The following is a 17,011-nucleotide window of genomic DNA, read 5'->3' on the forward strand; positions in this document are numbered from 1 at the left end:
AGGCTTTTACCCCTGCTCTGCCAAGCGCGATGATACCCTAACTCGCCGGAACACTCTGGCAGGCATCCATCGTCATTTCGAGGCTGCGAATGCGCGCAGCCGGGTCATAGGTCGCGCCGCACAGCAGGATCTCGTCCGCGCCGGTGCGGGCGACGAAAGCCGCGATCTGCTCGCGGACCTGTGCGGGCGTGCCGACCGCGGCGGCCTGCCCGAGATGGGCGAGCATCGCCTGCGCCGGAGCGGGGAGGCTCGCGGTGTAATCAGCGACCGGCGGCGGCAGCTTGCCGGGATTGCCGCTGCGCAGCCGCACGAAGCTCTGCTGCTGGCTGGACGCGAGCAGCCGCGCCTCGGCCTCGGTCTCAGCGGCGAAGACATTCATCGCGACCATCACGTGCGGCTTTGCCAGCGCCTCGGAAGGCTGGAAGTCGCGGCGGTAAACGGCCAGCGCGGCGTCGAGATGATCGGGCGCGAAATGCGCGGCGAAGGCATAGGGCAGACCCAGCCGGGCGGCGAGCTGCGCGCCGAACAGGCTCGACCCCAGCATCCACATCTCCACCCGCGCGCCGAGGCCGGGGGTGGCGTGGATCGGCAGGTCGAGATCGCCGGTCAGCAGAGCGCGCAGTTCGACCACGTCCTGCGGGAAATATTCGGCGGCCTGATGCAGGTTCTTGCGCAGCGCGCGCTGCAATTCCGGCCCCGCCCCCGGCGCGCGGCCCAGCCCGAGGTCGATCCGCCCCGGAAACAGCGCGTCCAGCGTGCCGAACTGCTCGGCGATCTGGAACGGGGTGTGGTTGGGCAGCATGATCCCGCCCGATCCGATGCGGATGCGGCTGGTGGCATTGCCGATATGCGCGAGCACGACCGAAGTCGCCCCGCCCGCAATCCCGTCCATCGCGTGATGCTCCGCCACCCAGAACCGGTCGCACCCGAAGGCCTCGGCGGCGCGGGCGAGATCGGTGGCGGCGGCGAAGGCCTCAGTCAGGGTGCCGCCCTCGCGGACGGGGACGAGGTCGAGCACGGAAAAGCGGGTCATGACGGCGGAGACTCCTCTGCGGGCGCGGGCGCAGTCTCGCCTGCCGGGCCGAGCTGCGCAAGATAGCCCCTGGCGGTCGCGGCGGCGGGATGTTCGGGGGCGAGGTCGATCACCGATTGCCAGCTTTGCCGCGCGGCCTCGTCCCGCCCGCCGAGCACCGCAATGACCCCGGCTTCGAGGCCGATTTCGGGCCCGATCCCCGCCGCACCGGATGAGAGGGTGGCCGCGCGCTCAATCGCGGTCTGCGCTTCGGCGAGCCGGTCGAGCCTGCGGAGCAGCGTCGCCTTGAGCAGCCAGCCCTCGGCGCGTTCGGGCGCGGCGGTGGTTGCGGTGTCGAGCGGGGCAAGCGCCTCCTCGCCGCGCCCCAGCGTCACCAATGCGCGGGCGCGGTCGGTGGCAGCGATGGCTTGCAGCGGCGCCGATCCGGCAGCCTGCGCCTCGGCCTCTGCCAGCCGCAGCAGGCCTTCCGCCCCCGCCGCATCGCCGCCCGCCAGCGCGGCGTTCCCGGCCAGCGCGGCGTAGCGTGCGCGGGTGCGTGCCTCGCCTTCCGGCGTTTCGGCGCGGGCGGCAGCGAAGGCAGCGCGGGCATCGTCCCACAGGCCGAGCTCGCTCGCGGCAAGGCCAAGGCAGTGGTTGGCGAGCACCCGGTCGGTGCCGGTTGTCTCGCTGCGGCGGATCTGCGCGGTCGTGTGCGCGCGGGCAGGATCCTGCTCGAGCTGGTCGAGACAGCTTTCGAGCCACGCGCTGGTGGCGTTCAATTCGGTGTTCGCCGCCTCGGCGCGCGGGGGCCGGTCGCGCACCAGATCGTCCCCCGGCAATCCGCCAGCGAGCGGGTTGGGCCCGACCTGCATCAGCATGGCGAGGATCAGCGAGGGGTTGAGCATGATGCGGGGCCTATCCGTAGAATTCGGCCACGATGGCCTTCAGGGCGGCGATGTCGCTGTCACGCGACAGGCGGTGGTCGCCGTCCTGTATCAGAGTGACCTGAACGTCAGCCGACCCGAGCGCCGCCTTGAGGCGCATGGAAGTCTCCCACGGCACGTCGGCGTCCTGCTTGCCGTGGATCAGCCGCACCGGGCAAGACACTGCGATCCCGCGTTCCAGCCGCAGGTGGCATTCGGCATCGGCGAAGAAGCCGGGGTGCGTGGGCGTGGGTTCGGGGCCATAGGGGTTCGCTTCGAAGATCGTCTCCCCCGCCGCCAGCTTCGCGCGCTGCTCTTCGGAATAGCCCCAGCGGGTGAAATCGGGCGCGGGGGCAATGCCGATCAGCCCGGCGAGACGGTGCTTCAAATGCTCGGCCACCAGCAGCATCAGCCACCCGCCCATCGAGGAGCCGACCAGCAGCACCGGCCCGCTGACGTAGGATGCGACCAGCGCCAGCACCTCGTCACGCCATTTCGACAGCGCGCCCTCGGCAAAGTCGCCGTCCGATTGGCCGCAACCCGAATAGTCGAGCAGCAGGCAGGCGCGGCCCCTGTCCTGCGCTTCGGCGAAGAGCGCGGTGGCCTTGCTGCCGCTCATGTCGCTCATGTAGCCGGGCAGGAAGACGAGGCACGGGCCGGCTCCATGCGTGTAGCGGAAGGCGATGCGGCGGCCATCGTAAAGGGTGTGGTGCAGAATGTCGGTCATGCCCGCTTCCATGCCTTGCGCGGCCCCGCAATGGCAACCATTGTGACACCGCGACTGTCACAGCAGCGCAATGGGAGAGGATTACGCGCGCCGTCATGCACACCACCACCCCTGCGGGCCTGCCCGCATCGCCCGCGCTTACGCGCCGTTCGCTTTTCTCGCTGGCTGGCGCAGGCGCCGCGCTCGCCGCCGCGCCGCTGGCCGCGCGCTCCTTCGGCACGGGCTTCACCCACAATGTCGCGAGCGGGGAGCCTTCGGCGACCAGCGTGCTGCTGTGGACGCGCTGTGTCGGCGAGGCCGAGACCGCGCTGACCTGGGAAGTCAGCGAGAGCGAGGACTTCACCAGGCCCGTCGCCAGTGGCACCATCGCCGCCAGCCCCGCGCGCGACTGGTGCGCCAAGGGCGTCGCCACCGGCCTCGTGCCCGACCGCTGGTATTTCTACCGCTTCGTCGCCCCCAACGGCGCGGTCTCGCCGACCGGCCGCACCCGTACCCTGCCCGAGGGGCCGACGGCGCGCTTCCGCCTCGCCGTGTTCTCCTGCTCGAACTACGGCTTCGGCTGGTTCAACGCCTATGCCCATGCCGCCGAGGCGAACGACGCCGACCTCGCGGTGCATCTGGGCGATTACATCTACGAATATGGCGCGGGCACCTATCCCACCGCGGCGCAGGCCCACCCCGACCGGGTACTGGACCCGTCGACCGAGATCGTCGCGCTGACCGATTACCGCCTGCGCTACGCCACCTACCGCGCCGATCCCGATTGTCAGCGGCTGCATCAGGTGCTCCCGATGATCGCGGTGTGGGACGATCACGAAAGCGCCAACGATTCGTGGAAGGACGGCGCGCAGAACCACCAGAGCGAGACCGAGGGCGACTGGGCCATCCGCAAGGCCGCTGCCAAGCAGGCCTATCGCGAATGGATGCCGGTTTCGGACGATGTCTATGCCGCCTATCAGGTCGGCGATCTGGCGACGCTGCTGCGGCTCGACACGCGGCTGGAGGGGCGCGAGCAGCAGTTCAGTCTCGAAAAGGTTCTGGAGGGCAAGACCGACCCGCAAGCTGCCGCCGTCGCGCTCGATGCCTTCCGCGACGGGGCCTGGGCCAATCCCGATCGCCAGCTGCTCGGTGCCGCGCAGGAGCAATGGCTGGCGGACGCGCTCAAGGCCTCGACCGCCAGCGGCACGCATTGGCAGGTGCTGGTGCAGCAGGTGCTGATCGGCAACCTCAAGAGCCCGCAGTCGCTCGCCAGCCAGCTGGGCGACGGGCTGCCCGATTTCGTCCGCCAGCGCCTCACCGCCGCGGCGATGGCGAGCAAGGCCGGCCTGCCGCTCAATATGGACGCGTGGGACGGCTACCCCGCCGCGCGCGAGCGGGTGTTCACGGCGGCGCTGGCGGCAGACGCCAACCTCGTCGTGCTGGCGGGCGACACGCACAATGGCTGGGGCTTCGACCTCGCGCAGGACGGCACGGCGGTGGGCGTGGAGCTGGGCGTGTGCTCGGTCAGCTCGCCGGGGTTCGAGAGCTACTTGAGCTTCATGCAGCCCGACACGCTGGCGCGCGCGCTGGTGGAGGAGAACCCGCAGCTCCAATGGGCCGACACGGCGCAGCGCGGTTACATGGTGGTCGAACTCACCCCGGCCCGCGCGGTGACGGAGTATCGCTTCAGCGCGGGGGTAAAGCAGCGCTCGGCGAAGCTGGCGGGGACCAAGCGGATCACCAGCGAGAAGGGCTCGGGCAAGCTAGTGGTCTAGCCGCCGAGCCCGGCCCGCAGCGCCTGTTCGAAGGCCTCGGGCTGATCGAACATGATGAAGTGGTAGCTGTCCTCGATAATGGTCAGCGTTACCCCGTCCAGCCCTTGGTAGGCGGCGGTGTAGAGCGGCTCCACCCGGCTGCGCGGCGCATAGGAATTGGCTGCGGCGAGCACGGTGACGGGCGCGGTGATTTCGCCGAGGCGCGGGCGCAGGTCGGTGGTCATCAGGGCTTCGATCGCTCCCGCAAAGGTCGCGCGGTCGCTGGCGAGCGACCAGTCGGCCACGCTCTCCCGATAGGCCGGATCGCGCACCAGCGACTGCACGCCCATCCGCTGGCTGGCGGCGAAAGCGGCATCGTCTTGCGCGGCGATTTGTGCGCGCATCGCTGCGGCCTGCGGCGCGGCAAGCTCGGCGGTGGCGGCGGGATTGAAGATCAGCGGGAAGAACGGCAGCGAATCGACCACCACCACCCGCTCGATCCGACCCGGATGATCGGCCGCGAGCTTAAGGCCGAGGAACCCGCCCATCGAGTGCCCGGCATAGGCGGCGCTCTCAACCTTTGCGCAATCGAGATGGCGGATGATCTCCGCTGCGGTACGCTCGATCAGCGTTGCCGGATCGCCCGTCGGCGCGCGGCCGGCAAAGCCCGCGACGTGGACCAGATGGAGGCGGTAATCCCGCGCGAGGCTCTCCTTCACCCCGTCCCACACGGCGGGGGACGAGCCGAGGCCGGGCACCAGCACCAGATCGGGGCCGGAGCCGGTCACTTCGAACGCGGGACAGGGCGCATCTTCGGCAAGCGCGGCACTCGGCAGCAGCGCGGCAACAAGCGCGGCGATCAGCGGGCGGGCAAACATCATTGGGTGGCTCCGTCTTTCAGGAAAATCGCCTCGATCGGAAGGTCGAACACCTCGGCGATGGTGAAGGCCAGCGGGAGCGAGGGGTCGTAGCGGCCGGTCTCGATCGCGTTGACGCTCTGGCGCGAGACGCCGAGGCGGTCGGCGAGATCCTGCTGGCTCCAGCTGCGTTCGGCGCGCAGCACCTTCAGGCGGTTGTTCATTCGCCGCGCACCTTCATCCACAGCTGCGCGAGGCCGAGGCCGACTGCCCACACCGGCAGCACCCACCATGCCCAGACGTGGGGGACGACTTCGAATGTCTCCAGAAAGCCCCAGAAGATGCCGATGGTCAGCACCATGCCAAGGCTCATGATCGCCGCGCGCACCGTGCGGTAGCGCAGGTATTCATCGGTCTCCTCGACGAGATAGCGGCCCATCGCCCAGATCATGTAAAAGGTGGGAAGCGTCGGGAGCAGGGCCAGGGCGAAGGCCGTCACCCGGTCAACCTCGTAGGCATTCCAGATCGAAATCGCGATTCCGAGCCCCAGGACGTAGCCAAAGGACGAAAACAGCACCCGCCGGTTGTAGCGCATGATCACGGGATTGACGCAGCCAGTCGCCCTGCCGCGCCGCTCGGCGGCCTTCACCAACGGAATGAGCAGCGCCATCGGCAAGATCCTCACGATCAGCCCCGCCGGTCCTTCGAGCGCGAAGCTCGAAAGCGCCGCGCCGCCGAACATGGTGACAACGAACAGCGCGCCCCAGAAAACCGGCCCCCGCCCCAGAACGCCGCCCTTGGTTTCGCTATCGGCGCTCACTGCCAGCAGCTCCGCCCGCAGCCCTTTTCGGAATTGAGCGAGGCCCAGGCTGCGCCGGTCAGGCCCGCGATCACGGCGAAGCTGGCGCCGTCGCTCATCCCAAGTGCCCGCATGACAAACGCCGCTGCGATAATTGCGACGGCCCAGATCAGGGCCTTACCGGTGGTGGTCATCGTAAAGCTTCCTTTCAATTATGGAAAGGACACTTGTCATAGGTCGGCCTGAATGTCAAGCGACCTTTCCATAAAGGACAGGTCGCTTTCCTTTTCGCTGGCGTCACACCGCTAATGACATGGCAAGGCCTTGCGGGTATGCAATCTCCATGGCCAACCTGCTCGCCACCACCCGCACCACCACCACCCGGACTACCCGGGGGCGGGGGCGCGCGCGTTGAGCGAGGCAGCCCGCCGCCCGGATCGGGGCGGCGCGGTGTCCTTCCCGAACCGGCAACTCGCCCAACACCGCTCTTCCGGTGCGATGCCCTTTGTCCTAAGGCGCGCCAAACGAGACGGATTTGAACGATGACCGAACTGCTCAAGATCAGCCTGCCCGATGGCTCGGTGCGCGAAGTGCCCGCCGGTTCGACCCCGGCGGACATCGCCGCCGCGATCGGCCCCGGCCTCGCCAAGGCGGCGCTCGCGGCGCGGGTGAACGGCGAACTGCGCGACCTCAGCCGCCCGTTCGAGGGCGACGCCGAACTCGCGCTGGTCACCAGCCGCGACGAGGCCGATGCGCTCGAACTTGCGCGGCACGATTACGCCCACGTCCTCGCCGAGGCGGTGCAGGCGCTCTACCCCGGCACGCAGATCACCTTCGGCCCGGCGACTGACGACGGCTTCTATTACGACGTGAAGGCCCCCGACACGCGCGAGCCGTTCAGCATGGACGATCTCCCCGCGATCGAGGAGGAGATGCGCCGCATCATCCGCGCCGACAAACCGCTGCGCCGCGAAGTGTGGAGCCGCGAGCAGCTCATCGCCAAGTGGGCGGGTGAGGGCGAGACCTTCAAGGCCGAATGGGCCAAGGAACTGCCCGAGGGCGAGGAGCTGACGGTCTACTGGAGCGGCAACGACTGGCTCGACATGTGCCGCGGCCCGCACCTCCCCTCCACCGGCAAGCTTGATCCCGATGCCTTCAAGCTGATGCGCGTCGCCGGGGCCTACTGGCGCGGCGACCAGAACAATGCGCAGCTCACCCGCATCTACGGCACCGGCTGGCTCAACAAGAAGCAGCTCAACGCCCACCTCACGCGCCTTGAGGAAGCCGCCAAGCGCGACCACCGCAAGCTGGGGCGCGAGATGGACCTGTTCCATCTGCAGGAAGAGGCACACGGGAGCGTCTTCTGGCACCCCAAGGGCTACCGCATCTGGCGCGAGCTGGAGTCCTACATGCGCCGCAAGATGGACGGCGCGGGCTACCGCGAGATCAAGACCCCGCAACTGATGGACGTGCGCCAGTGGACCCAGTCGGGCCACTGGGGGAAGTACGCGCAGAACATGTTCGCCGTCCCCGACATCGTCCCCGATGTGGACGAGGAATCAGGCGTCGCCTCGCCCAAGGTGGCGGATGACGCGGCATGGATGGCGATCAAGCCGATGAACTGCCCGGCGCACGTGATGGTCTTCAAGCAGGGCATCACCTCCTACCGTGATCTGCCGATTCGGCTGGGCGAGATGGGCTGCTGCCACCGCAACGAGCCGCACGGCGCGCTCCACGGGCTGATGCGCGTGCGCCAGTTCACGCAGGACGATGCGCATATCTTCTGCACCGAGAGCCAAGTGGTGCGCGAGGTGCAGGCCTTCCTCGCGCTCGCCGATTCGGTCTATCGCGACTTCGGCTTCACCTATGACATCAAGCTCGCCCTGCGCCCCGAGAAGCGCTTCGGCAGCGAGGCGGACTGGGACAAGGCCGAGCAGGAATTGCGCGATGCTCTGACCGCCAACGGGCTGGAGTGGGAGGAACTCCCCGGCGAAGGCGCGTTCTATGCGCCCAAGCTCGAATGGCACCTCACCGACGCGATCGGGCGCACCTGGCAGGTCGGCACGATCCAGTCGGACCGGGTGCTGCCCGAGCGTCTGGATGCGAACTACATCGGCGAAGATGGCGAGAAGCACCGCCCGGTGATGCTCCACCGCGCGATTTTCGGCTCGTATGAGCGCTTCATCGGCATCCTGATCGAACACTTCGCCGGGCGTCTCCCCGCATGGCTCGCCCCGGTGCAGGCGGTGGTGGCGACCATCGTCTCGGACGCGGACGGTTACGCCCACGAGGTCGAAGCGCAGCTGCGCGCCGCTGGCATCCGAGTCGAAACCGACACCCGCAACGAGAAGATCAACTACAAGGTGCGCGAACACAGCCTCGCCAAGGTCCCGCACCTGCTGGTGGTCGGCAAGCGCGAGGCCGAGGAAGGCACCGTCGCAGTCCGCACGCTGGGCGCCGAGCACCAGAAAGTGATGCCGCTCGCCGATGCCATCGCGATGCTGCGCAGCGAGGGCACCCCGCCCGACCTACGTCCGGAGGCCTGACCCATGATCTCATTCCGTACACTGACCCTCGCCTCTGCCGCAGCCCTGCTGCTCGCCGCCTGTTCGGGGGCAAACGATGCGCCTTCGGGCGATGCCGCGACGACCGATCATGCGGCCATGGGGCACTCCGAGGGCGCGATGGCCGGCAGCGCCACCACAGAGCTGACCGAGGCGCAGGCTGCCTACAAGGCCGTGAACGACGAGATGCACGCCAGCATGGCCAATATTCCGGCCGATCCCGATATCGCCTTTATGCAGGGAATGCTCGCGCACCATCGCGGCGCGGTTGCCATGTCGGAAGTGGCGTTGAAATACGCCAAGGACGAGCAGGCGCGGGATCTGGCAGCGCGCGTGATCGCCGCGCAGACCGAGGAAATCGCCGAAATGGAAGCCTGGCTGGCTGCGCGCGGCGCACCGTAAGCGCGTGGAACTCTTCGCAGGCTTCACCGCGCTTCAGATCGGCGTCGCGCTGGCAGCGGCGCTGGGATCGGCCTTCGTGCGCGGGCTCACCGGGTTCGGCATGGCGATCCTGCTGGTGCCGGTGCTGGCGCTCGCGCTGCCCCCGGTCGAGGCAGTGCTGCTCACCAATGCGCTGGCGCTGATGATCGGCGCGACCGAAATCCGCAGCCTCGTGCGCGACGCGGAAAGGAGCGCCTGGGTGATCGGCGCGCTGGTGGTGGTGACGACGCCGATCGGGCTCTACGCGCTCTCGCTCACCGGCAAGGACGTCGCGCGGCTGGTGATCGCGCTGATCGCGCTCTCGGCCTTCGTGGCGATCCTGCTGCCCAAGCGCGGCGAGGGCGCGCCGGGGCGGCTGGCGACCGGCGGCGTGGGCGTGCTGAGCGGGCTGATGACGGGCTATGCCGGGATGCCGGGGCCGCCGGTGGTGCCGTTCTATGCCGGGCGGACGCTGCCGCGCAGCATTATCAAGGCCTCGATGCAGCTGATCTTCACCATCGCCGCCAGCGCGGGGCTTGCGAGCGCGCTGTGGCTGGGGATTCTGCGCTGGCAGTTGCTGGTCTTCGCGCTGGTGATGCTGCCGATGATCATCGCGGGCAACCGGCTGGGCGCGCGGGTCTCGGGCCGGGTGAGCGATCCGGCGTGGCGCACCACGGTCGGGCTGGTTCTCGGCGGCGCGGCACTCGCGGCCTTCGTGCGGCTGGTTTAGGATAGCCCCCGTTCAGGACAACCAACGCGCGGCGAGCACCCTGCCCCCGTCCGGCTGGCGCAGCACCACGGCGTAGCGATCCGCCTTGGCGACCTTGAGATCCGCCGCTTTCACCGTCACCTGCGCCGCGCCGCCGCGCCAGTCGGCGAGTTTGCGTGTCGAGCGCAGCACGTTGGTGTAGCCAAGCTTGCGCCCGCCATTCTCGCCCCGGCCGATATCGACCTCGACTGTGCGGGTGACGGCGAGCAGCACCAGTTCGGCGGGGGCGGCGGTCTTGCCGGTGAGCGCGACGGCAAAGCCGCCCTCGGCCTGCCGCGCGGCGCGGATCGTCGCCGTGCCCTTGCCGCCATGGTCGCGCACGCCTGCCGAAATGTCGCCGCTACGCGATCCGACCGCGCCGAAGCGGCCATCCACCACGGTCTGCGGCGTATAGACCCCGTTGCGCCCGGCCAGCCCGCGGCGGGCGTAATCCTGCTGGAGAGTCGTATTCTCCTCGCGCCCGAGCGTGTCGGTCCAGCCCAGCCGGTCCCAATAGGTGACCGGCCGCGAGACCACGACAAGGCGCGGATCGCGCGCCAGCTTTGCCGCCAGCGCATCGGCGGGCGGACAGGAGGAGCAGCCCTGACTGGTGAAGAGCTCGACCAGCACCGGTTCGCCCGCCGCAGACTTGGCGGGCGCGGCAGGCGGCGCAGCGGCGCGCGTTGCGGCGGGTGTGTCGAAGGCGAGCGCGGCAGCGCCAACGGCGGCGGCAAGGCCGGTCAGGGCGAAGAAGCTGTGCTTCGGGTTCATGGGGCGCGTCCTCGATGGGTGGTCGAGGACATGTTCGCGCGAGGAGGCCCCGCGGTTACGCGCAAAACGTCAGAACGGCAGCGCCTGCCCGGCGAGGATCAGCGCCGCCGCGCAGCCCATCACGATCGCGCGCCGCGCCAGCTCAAGCGAATCGATGCGAATCGCAGCGGCGAGCGGCAGGGCGAGGGCTTGGGCGCGGGTCATGGCGACGGTTGTCGCCCTAAAACCCTAACGAAAGGTTAAACCCTCGCAGGCAGGCTCGGCATCTGCTGGCTGGCGCAGTGGAACCCGCCCCCGCCCGCCAGCACCGCCTCACCCGGAAGGCCGACGCAATCGCGATCGGGGAACAGCGCGGCGATCGCGGCGACACCCTCGGCATCGTAAGGCGAGCCGAAGGTCGGCACCACCACGAGGTGCGATGTGATCGCGAAGTTCACATAGCTCGCCGGCTCGATCCGGCCATCACGCATCAGCAGCCCCGGCGAGGGGATGCGCACCACCTCGACCCCGGCATCGGCGGCGCGGGCGGCGGCATCCGCATAGATCGCGGCATTGGGATCGTCCTTGCCGGTCGCCTCGGGCACCACCAGCCGGTTGGGCCCGACAAAGCGTGCGAGGTTGTCGACATGGCCGTCGGTGTGATCGTTGATCAGGCCCTCGCCGAGCCACAGCACCCGGGTAAAGCCCAGCTGCGCAGCCAGCTCCGCCGCGATTGCCCCACGGCTCATGTGCGGGTTGCGATTGGGGTTGAGCAGGCATTGCTCGGTCGTCGCCATCAGCCCGGTGCCGTCGCCATCCACCGCCCCACCTTCGAGGATCATCGGCGAATGCGTCACCGCCAGCCCCGCATCGCGGGCGATCGCCTCGCCGATCTCCTGATCGCCCGGCATCAGATATTTCTCGCCCCAGCCGTTGAAGCGAAAGCGGCGGGCGATGCGCGTGGGCCCGTCCACCACCACCAGCGGCCCGGTATCGCGCAGCCAGACATCGCCATAGACGCGCCGTTCGAGCGTCACCTTGCTGCTCACCAGCAGGCGCGCGCGGGCCTCGTTGGCTTCGTCGCGCACGAGCAGGCGCACCTGCTGCCCGCTCTCCGCCACGGCAGAGGCGAAGGCGGCCATCTGCTCCTGTGCAGGTTCGAGCCAGCCGGGCCATTCCTCGGCGAGGTGCGGAAAGCCGATCCACAGCCAGTCCTGCGGGGCCCATTCAGGGGGCATGATCATGGTCATGCGCGCGCCCATCGCAGAGGCTCGCTGCGGGTGCAAGCACGCCCTCATGCAGCGCAGCGATAGGGCATCAAGTACGCCTGAACAGCTCTCTTGCAGCATCGGCCCCGCGCGGCCAGAGAGGCAGGCGATGGGAGAGAACCGCAAGCCTGACTGGGACGACGCGCTCCGCCGCGCCCGCGCCCACGCGCCGTTTCTGGCACGCGCGCTCGATCGCCAGCCGGAACTGGCGGCGATGCTTGCGGCGGGCGAGGGCGCGGCGGCGCTGGAATGGGCACGGGCGCAGGGCGACAATCCCGACCCCGAAGTGGGCCTGCGCCGCGAACGCCTCGCGCTCGCCGCGGCGCTGGCGGTGGGCGATCTCGCCGGAGCCTTCCCGCTCGCGCAGGTGGTGGGGGAGCTGACCGCCTTCGCCGACCGCGCGCTCGACCGCGCGATCCGCACCGCGATCACCGAACGCTGTGATGCCGAGAGCGCCGATGGCTTCATCGCGCTGGCGCTGGGCAAGCAGGGCGCGGGCGAACTCAACTATTCCTCCGACATCGACCCGGTGCTGCTGTTCGACCGCGAGCGCCTGCCGCGCCGCGCCAGCGACGATCCGGGCGAGGCGGCGCAGCGCTATGCGCGGCGGGTGGTGGCGCTGCTCTCAGCCAACACGGCGGAGGGCTATGCGCTGCGGGTCGATCTGCGGCTGCGCCCGGCGAGCGAGATCAACCCGCTGTGCGTGCCGGTGGGCGCGGCGCTGACGCATTATCAGGGGCAGGCGCTGGCGTGGGAACGCGCCGCCTTCACCCGTGCGCGCGCGGCCGCGGGGGACATCGCGGCAGGCGAGGCCTTCCTCGCCCAGATCCGCCCCTTCGTCTGGCGCGCGCAGCTCGATTTCGGCGCGGTCGAGGAAATCCGCGCGCTCACCCAGCGCATTCGCGACAGTCACGGGGGGCCCGCCGCCCCCGGCCCCGGGTTCGACGTGAAGCGCGGGCGCGGGGGAATCCGCGAGATCGAGTTCTACGCGCAGACCCATCAGCTGATTCACGGTGGGCGGGACATTTCGCTCAGGGCGCGCGGCACGCGGGCGGGGCTCGATGCGCTCGCTGCCGGGGGCTGGATCGCGGCGGAGAACGCACGCGTGCTCGGCGAGGCCTATGACCGGCTGCGGCAGATCGAGCACCGCTTGCAGATGGTGAACGACCGTCAGACCCATGCGCTGCCCGACGGCACAGCGCTCGACAATGTCGCACAGCTTGACGGGCTGGCGGACGGCGCGGCGCTGGTCGCGGAGCTGACCGAGCTTACCGCCCGCACCGCCGCCATCTACGACACGCTGATCGGCGCGCGCGCGGCAGCCCCTTCGCCGCCGGTCGCCATGCCCGCGAGCGCGCTGGAACACAATCTCGCCCAATGGGGCTTTGCCGAGCCCGAGGTGCTGGCCGAACGGATCGAGACCTGGCGCGACGGACGCCATGCCGCGATCCGTTCCCCGCAGGCGGTGGCTGCGTGGGACCGGCTCGCGCCCGCGCTGCTCGCGGCGATGGGTCAGTCCGACGATCCGCCGCGCGCGATCACCCGATGGGAACGCATCATCGAAAGCGTGCCGAGCCTCGTGACCACCCTGCGCCTGCTCGACGCGCGGCCCGATCTGATCCAGCGGCTGGTGGCGGCGCTGACGCTCGCCCCGGTGCTGTCGGACGAATTGGCGCGCAAGCCCGAATTGCTCGACACGCTGATCGATCGGCACGCACTCGACCTGCCCGGCGAGGTGCCCGCGATCATCGCGCGGATGCGCGGCGCGGCGATCCGCGACGACTACGAAGCGCTGCTCGACGCGATCCGCATCGTCACCGGGGAGATCCGCTTCGCGCTCGGCATCCAGCTGATCGAGGGGTTGGCCGATCCGCTCGCCATCGCCCGCGCCCTGTCGCGCACCGCAGAGGCCGCGATGCAGCTCGCTACCGAGGCGACCGTGGCGGAATTCGCGACCAAGCACGGGCGCATTGCGGGGAGCGAGCTGCTGATTCTCGGCCTCGGGCGGCTCGGCGGCGGGGCGCTGACCCATGCGAGCGATCTCGATATCGTCTACCTCTTCACCGGCGATTTCGCCGCACAGTCCGACGGGCCGCGGCCGCTGGGGGCGACGACCTATTACAACCGCCTCGCCAGCCGGGTCAGCGCCGCGCTCTCGGTGCCGACCGCGCAAGGCGCGCTTTACGAGGTCGACACAAGGCTCAGGCCACAGGGCAATCAGGGCCCGCTGGCGGTCAGCTGCGAGGCGTTCGGCAAGTATCAGCGCGAGGCGGCGTGGACGTGGGAGCACATGGCCCTCGCCCGGGCGCGCGTGCTCTATGGCTCGCCGCCCGCGCGCGCGCAGCTGGAAGCGGTGCTCGCCGAGGTGCTGCGCGACCCGCGCGAGAAGGCGGCGCTACGCGAGGCGGTGCTGGGGATGCGCGCCGAGATGGCGAAGCACAAGCCCGCCACCGGCCCGGTCGATGCCAAGCTGGCGCGCGGGGGCCTCGTCGATATTGAGTTTCTGGTCCACTACCTCCAACTGAAGGGCGAGACTGCCGACGGTCGCCCGCTCGCCGAAACCGCCCCGGATGCGCTCTCGCCTGATCTCGAACAGGCGCTTGCAGGGCTGGCGGCGGCGGGCCTCGTCCCGGCCGATCTCACCGAACCTCACGCGCTGATGAGCCGGATGCTGGTCGCGGGCCGCCTGCTCGCTCCCGATGGCCGCGAACCCCCGCCCTCAGGCGCCCGCGCGCTGGCGCGGGCCTGCGGGCAGGAAAGCTATGCCGACCTGCTCGAAGCCTTCGCCGCCGCGCGCGTGCGGGTCGCGGAGGTCTGGAAACCAATCCTCGGCACGGACATTCTGGAAACCGAACAGGAGAACCCCGCATGACCACTTTTCCCGGCGTCGGTGACGCCATCCCCGATATCGGACTCGAAACCCCCGAAGGCGGCAGCGTGAAGCCGTCCGACTTCAAGGGCGAGAAGCTGGTGATCTTCTTCTACCCCAAGGACGACACCCCCGGCTGCACCACCGAGAACAAGGATTTCTCCGCACTCAAGGCGGATTTCGAAGCGGCGGGCACCAAGCTGCTCGGGGTGAGCAAGGACCCGGCGAAGAAGCACGCCAAGTTCATCGCCAAGCATGGCCTCACCGCTCCGCTCGCCACCGATGCGGAAGAAGGCGGGTTGTCGGACGCGCTCGGCGTGTGGGCGGAAAAGCAGATGTACGGGAAAGCCTACATGGGCATGGTCCGTTCGACCTATCTGGTCGATGCCGAAGGGAAAATCGCGCGCATCTGGGACAAGGTGAAGGTGAAGGGCCACGCCGAGGAAGTGCTCGAAGCCGCCAAGGCTCTCTAACGCCCCGTGACCACCGTCGCCCGCGCTATCCGCGCCGCACTGCTCACCGCAGACCCGCGCGCCAAGTGCTTCGCCACCCGCAAGGTGGCGCGTGCGTGGCGGCGGGGCGATCTGGCGTGGGAGTTCGATGTCGCGATGCCCGACCGGCCCGCCTGGCCCGCCGCGCCCGAGCTGCTCCCGCCCGGCCAGATGCCCAAGCGTCGCAAGGCCGGGAGCGAGCGCGGGCGGATCGCGCTGTGGCACAGCCTCGCGCATATCGAATTCGTCGCGATCGACTTGGCGCTCGACATGGCCGGGCGCTTCGGGGCGGAGATGGGGGAGGACTTCGTAAGCGATTTCCTCGCCGTCGCTGCGGACGAGGCGATGCATTTCGCCCTGCTGGCGCGGAAGCTCGAATCGCTCGGCAGCCATTACGGCGCGCTGCCGGCGCACGCGGGGCTGTGGGAGGCCGCGCACGCCACCCGACACGATGTCGCCGCGCGGCTCGCCGTGGTGCCGATGGTGCTCGAAGCGCGCGGGCTCGATGTCACCCCGGCGACGCTCGAACGGGTCGCGGCGGCGGGCGACAAACACGGCGCAAAAATTCTCGAAAGGATACTTGACGACGAAATCCGCCACGTCGGGATGGGCACCAAGCACTTTTTGCGATGTGCCGAAATGACGCAAAGTCCACCAGAATCCCTGTGGCAGGACCTCGTGAAACGGCACTTTCATGGGGCAATTAAGCCGCCGTTCAACGACTCAGCCCGTCTTGCAGCCGGTTTGTCGCGCGGATTCTACGCGGAGATTGCGCATTAACGATCTGGCCGGATAACCACCTTCCAGCAAAAGGCGCGCAATCGACGTGCCGGAATTTTCCAACGGTGACAGCCTCGAAAAAGGCGCACCGCAATCGGGAACCGGGTCCAGTATGAAATGTTCCGTGCGCCAGGTGTTGAAAATCGCTTTCACAGCGTGCTCCGCCATTTTCGTTTCCGCCGCCGCACCGGCGTTCGCCAACACCGCGACCAGCAGCAGCACTGCCGCCGCCGATGTCACCGCTCCGCTCAAGGAGGGGGAAACCCCGGTGGTCGACAATGGTGACGCGCGCTTCAAGACGCTGTTCTCCAGCTGGACTCAGATGGAGCGCACCGCGCCCACCCTCGGCACCGGGGATGAAGTTGCCGCCTATTCCTCGCCGGTTCCGGTGACGGGCATTTCGGTGCCCTCGCGCATGCCGCTTGAAGGCGCATCGCTGACCAGCAGCTTCGGGATGCGCACCCACCCGGTGCTCGGCGGCCGCCGCCAGCACACCGGGATCGATCTCGCCGCGCCGACCGGCACCCCGGTCTATGCCACCGCCGACGGCATCGTCGGCCGCGCCGACTGGTATTCGAGCTACGGGCTCTACATCAGCATCAACCATGGCGCCGCGATGGAAACCCGCTACGCCCACCTGTCGCGCCTTGCGGTGGCGGCGGGCGACAACGTCAAGAAGGGCGACCTGATCGGCTATGTCGGATCGACCGGCCGTTCGACCGGCCCGCACCTCCATTACGAAGTTCGCGTGGATGGGCTTGCAGTCAATCCGATTCCGTATATGGTGGAGAGCGAGGCACAGCTGGCTTATGCCCGCGATGCACGGCTCACCGGCCAAGGCGGCGAATGACGCCCGGCTCGTAAGCCAGACGAGATTGCCCGTGCAAACGGGCCGGACATTGGAGAGGGTGTCCGAACATGGGCGGCGGGTTATCCCGCCGCCTTTTTTTGTCTGCCATCCCTGAGGAGCCCCCCGGATAGCGTGGAAGGGTACCCCAAATTCGGTAGCATTTCCCATACTCTTTTCGCTTGCGGGCGTTCCCGCGCCCGCTAGATTTTGTTGCGAGAGA

The 17,011-nt window shown here is 69.0% G+C and carries 18 protein-coding genes; 8 read left to right on the top strand and 10 right to left on the bottom strand.

Annotated elements, in window-relative coordinates:
- Positions 1-37: 37 nt before the first annotated feature.
- Genes BZF59_RS03325 through BZF59_RS03335 form a run of 3 tightly spaced genes read right to left on the bottom strand, consistent with a single transcriptional unit; the run spans position 38 to position 2,662 of the window.
- Complete coding sequence (locus BZF59_RS03325; RefSeq protein ID WP_086606837.1) at positions 38-1,033, bottom strand: LLM class flavin-dependent oxidoreductase; 996 nt, start codon at positions 1,031-1,033, stop codon at positions 38-40.
- A complete protein-coding gene (locus BZF59_RS03330) occupies positions 1,030-1,917 on the bottom strand; it encodes a tetratricopeptide repeat protein (RefSeq protein ID WP_245806001.1) in 888 nt (295 codons plus the stop codon). Before BZF59_RS03330 ends, BZF59_RS03325 begins: the two co-directional genes overlap by 4 nt.
- Before the next feature lie 10 nt (positions 1,918-1,927).
- Positions 1,928-2,662, bottom strand: a complete 735-nt coding sequence (locus tag BZF59_RS03335) for an alpha/beta hydrolase (RefSeq protein WP_169712042.1) — start codon at positions 2,660-2,662, stop codon at positions 1,928-1,930.
- Between the two features lie 95 nt (positions 2,663-2,757).
- Here BZF59_RS03335 and BZF59_RS03340 point away from each other — a divergent pair, with 95 nt between their 5' ends.
- Positions 2,758-4,416 carry an alkaline phosphatase D family protein gene (locus BZF59_RS03340; protein WP_086606839.1) on the top strand — a complete coding sequence of 553 codons (1,659 nt, stop codon included), beginning with the start codon at positions 2,758-2,760 and terminating at the stop codon, positions 4,414-4,416.
- Here BZF59_RS03340 and BZF59_RS03345 read toward each other — a convergent pair.
- Genes BZF59_RS03345 through BZF59_RS16180 form a run of 4 tightly spaced genes read right to left on the bottom strand, consistent with a single transcriptional unit; the run spans position 4,413 to position 6,245 of the window.
- Positions 4,413-5,276 (bottom strand): alpha/beta fold hydrolase, encoded by an 864-nt coding sequence (locus tag BZF59_RS03345; RefSeq protein ID WP_086606840.1) that lies wholly within the window; start codon positions 5,274-5,276, stop codon positions 4,413-4,415. The genes BZF59_RS03340 and BZF59_RS03345 overlap by 4 nt on opposite strands.
- Positions 5,273-5,476: a helix-turn-helix transcriptional regulator gene (locus tag BZF59_RS03350; RefSeq protein WP_086606841.1), complete on the bottom strand. Its 204-nt coding sequence runs from the start codon at positions 5,474-5,476 to the stop codon at positions 5,273-5,275. The genes BZF59_RS03345 and BZF59_RS03350 overlap by 4 nt, the downstream gene beginning before the upstream one ends.
- Positions 5,473-6,072, bottom strand: coding sequence for a hypothetical protein (locus BZF59_RS03355; RefSeq protein WP_245806002.1), 600 nt, complete (start codon positions 6,070-6,072; stop codon positions 5,473-5,475). The genes BZF59_RS03350 and BZF59_RS03355 overlap by 4 nt, the downstream gene beginning before the upstream one ends.
- Entirely contained in the window at positions 6,069-6,245 is a 177-nt protein-coding gene (locus tag BZF59_RS16180) for a hypothetical protein (protein ID WP_158094267.1), read from the bottom strand. Before BZF59_RS16180 ends, BZF59_RS03355 begins: the two co-directional genes overlap by 4 nt.
- Positions 6,246-6,593: 348 nt before the next feature.
- Here BZF59_RS16180 and thrS point away from each other — a divergent pair, with 348 nt between their 5' ends.
- From thrS to BZF59_RS03370, 3 genes are read left to right on the top strand one after another with little or no spacing between them, the layout of a single operon-like run.
- Positions 6,594-8,597 carry a threonine--tRNA ligase gene (thrS, locus tag BZF59_RS03360; RefSeq protein WP_086606842.1) on the top strand — a complete coding sequence of 668 codons (2,004 nt, stop codon included), beginning with the start codon at positions 6,594-6,596 and terminating at the stop codon, positions 8,595-8,597.
- Positions 8,598-8,600: 3 nt separating this feature from the next.
- The gene (gene copM, locus BZF59_RS03365; protein WP_086606843.1) at positions 8,601-9,017 is read left to right on the top strand and encodes a CopM family metallochaperone; all 417 of its coding nucleotides are present in this window, start codon (positions 8,601-8,603) and stop codon (positions 9,015-9,017) included.
- Positions 9,018-9,021: 4 nt separating this feature from the next.
- Positions 9,022-9,765: a sulfite exporter TauE/SafE family protein gene (locus BZF59_RS03370; RefSeq protein ID WP_086606844.1), complete on the top strand. Its 744-nt coding sequence runs from the start codon at positions 9,022-9,024 to the stop codon at positions 9,763-9,765.
- A 12-nt stretch (positions 9,766-9,777) separates the two neighbouring features.
- Here the strand turns inward: BZF59_RS03370 and BZF59_RS03375 are convergent, their stop codons facing one another.
- From BZF59_RS03375 to BZF59_RS03380, 3 genes are all read right to left on the bottom strand, one after another.
- Positions 9,778-10,554: a DUF1223 domain-containing protein gene (locus tag BZF59_RS03375; RefSeq protein ID WP_086606845.1), complete on the bottom strand. Its 777-nt coding sequence runs from the start codon at positions 10,552-10,554 to the stop codon at positions 9,778-9,780.
- A gap of 69 nt (positions 10,555-10,623) precedes the next feature.
- Complete coding sequence (locus BZF59_RS16470) at positions 10,624-10,758, bottom strand: hypothetical protein (RefSeq protein WP_281251630.1); 135 nt, start codon at positions 10,756-10,758, stop codon at positions 10,624-10,626.
- Positions 10,759-10,793: 35 nt separating this feature from the next.
- A complete protein-coding gene (locus BZF59_RS03380) occupies positions 10,794-11,783 on the bottom strand; it encodes an agmatine deiminase family protein (RefSeq protein ID WP_086607064.1) in 990 nt (329 codons plus the stop codon).
- A gap of 127 nt (positions 11,784-11,910) precedes the next feature.
- On the opposite strand from BZF59_RS03380, the gene glnE reads away from it, so the two are divergent.
- From glnE to BZF59_RS03400, 4 genes are all read left to right on the top strand, one after another.
- Positions 11,911-14,673 carry a bifunctional [glutamate--ammonia ligase]-adenylyl-L-tyrosine phosphorylase/[glutamate--ammonia-ligase] adenylyltransferase gene (gene glnE, locus BZF59_RS03385; RefSeq protein ID WP_086606846.1) on the top strand — a complete coding sequence of 921 codons (2,763 nt, stop codon included), beginning with the start codon at positions 11,911-11,913 and terminating at the stop codon, positions 14,671-14,673.
- On the top strand, positions 14,670-15,143 hold the full coding sequence (locus BZF59_RS03390) for a peroxiredoxin (RefSeq protein WP_086606847.1): 474 nt from the start codon (positions 14,670-14,672) through the stop codon (positions 15,141-15,143). The genes glnE and BZF59_RS03390 overlap by 4 nt, the downstream gene beginning before the upstream one ends.
- Before the next feature lie 6 nt (positions 15,144-15,149).
- Positions 15,150-15,941 carry a ferritin-like domain-containing protein gene (locus tag BZF59_RS03395; RefSeq protein ID WP_086606848.1) on the top strand — a complete coding sequence of 264 codons (792 nt, stop codon included), beginning with the start codon at positions 15,150-15,152 and terminating at the stop codon, positions 15,939-15,941.
- A 112-nt stretch (positions 15,942-16,053) separates the two neighbouring features.
- Entirely contained in the window at positions 16,054-16,791 is a 738-nt protein-coding gene (locus BZF59_RS03400) for a M23 family metallopeptidase (protein ID WP_086606849.1), read from the top strand.
- Positions 16,792-17,011 lie beyond the last annotated feature (220 nt).

This window comes from Erythrobacter donghaensis (assembly GCF_002155425.1).
Taxonomy (GTDB): Bacteria; Pseudomonadota; Alphaproteobacteria; order Sphingomonadales; family Sphingomonadaceae; genus Erythrobacter; species Erythrobacter donghaensis.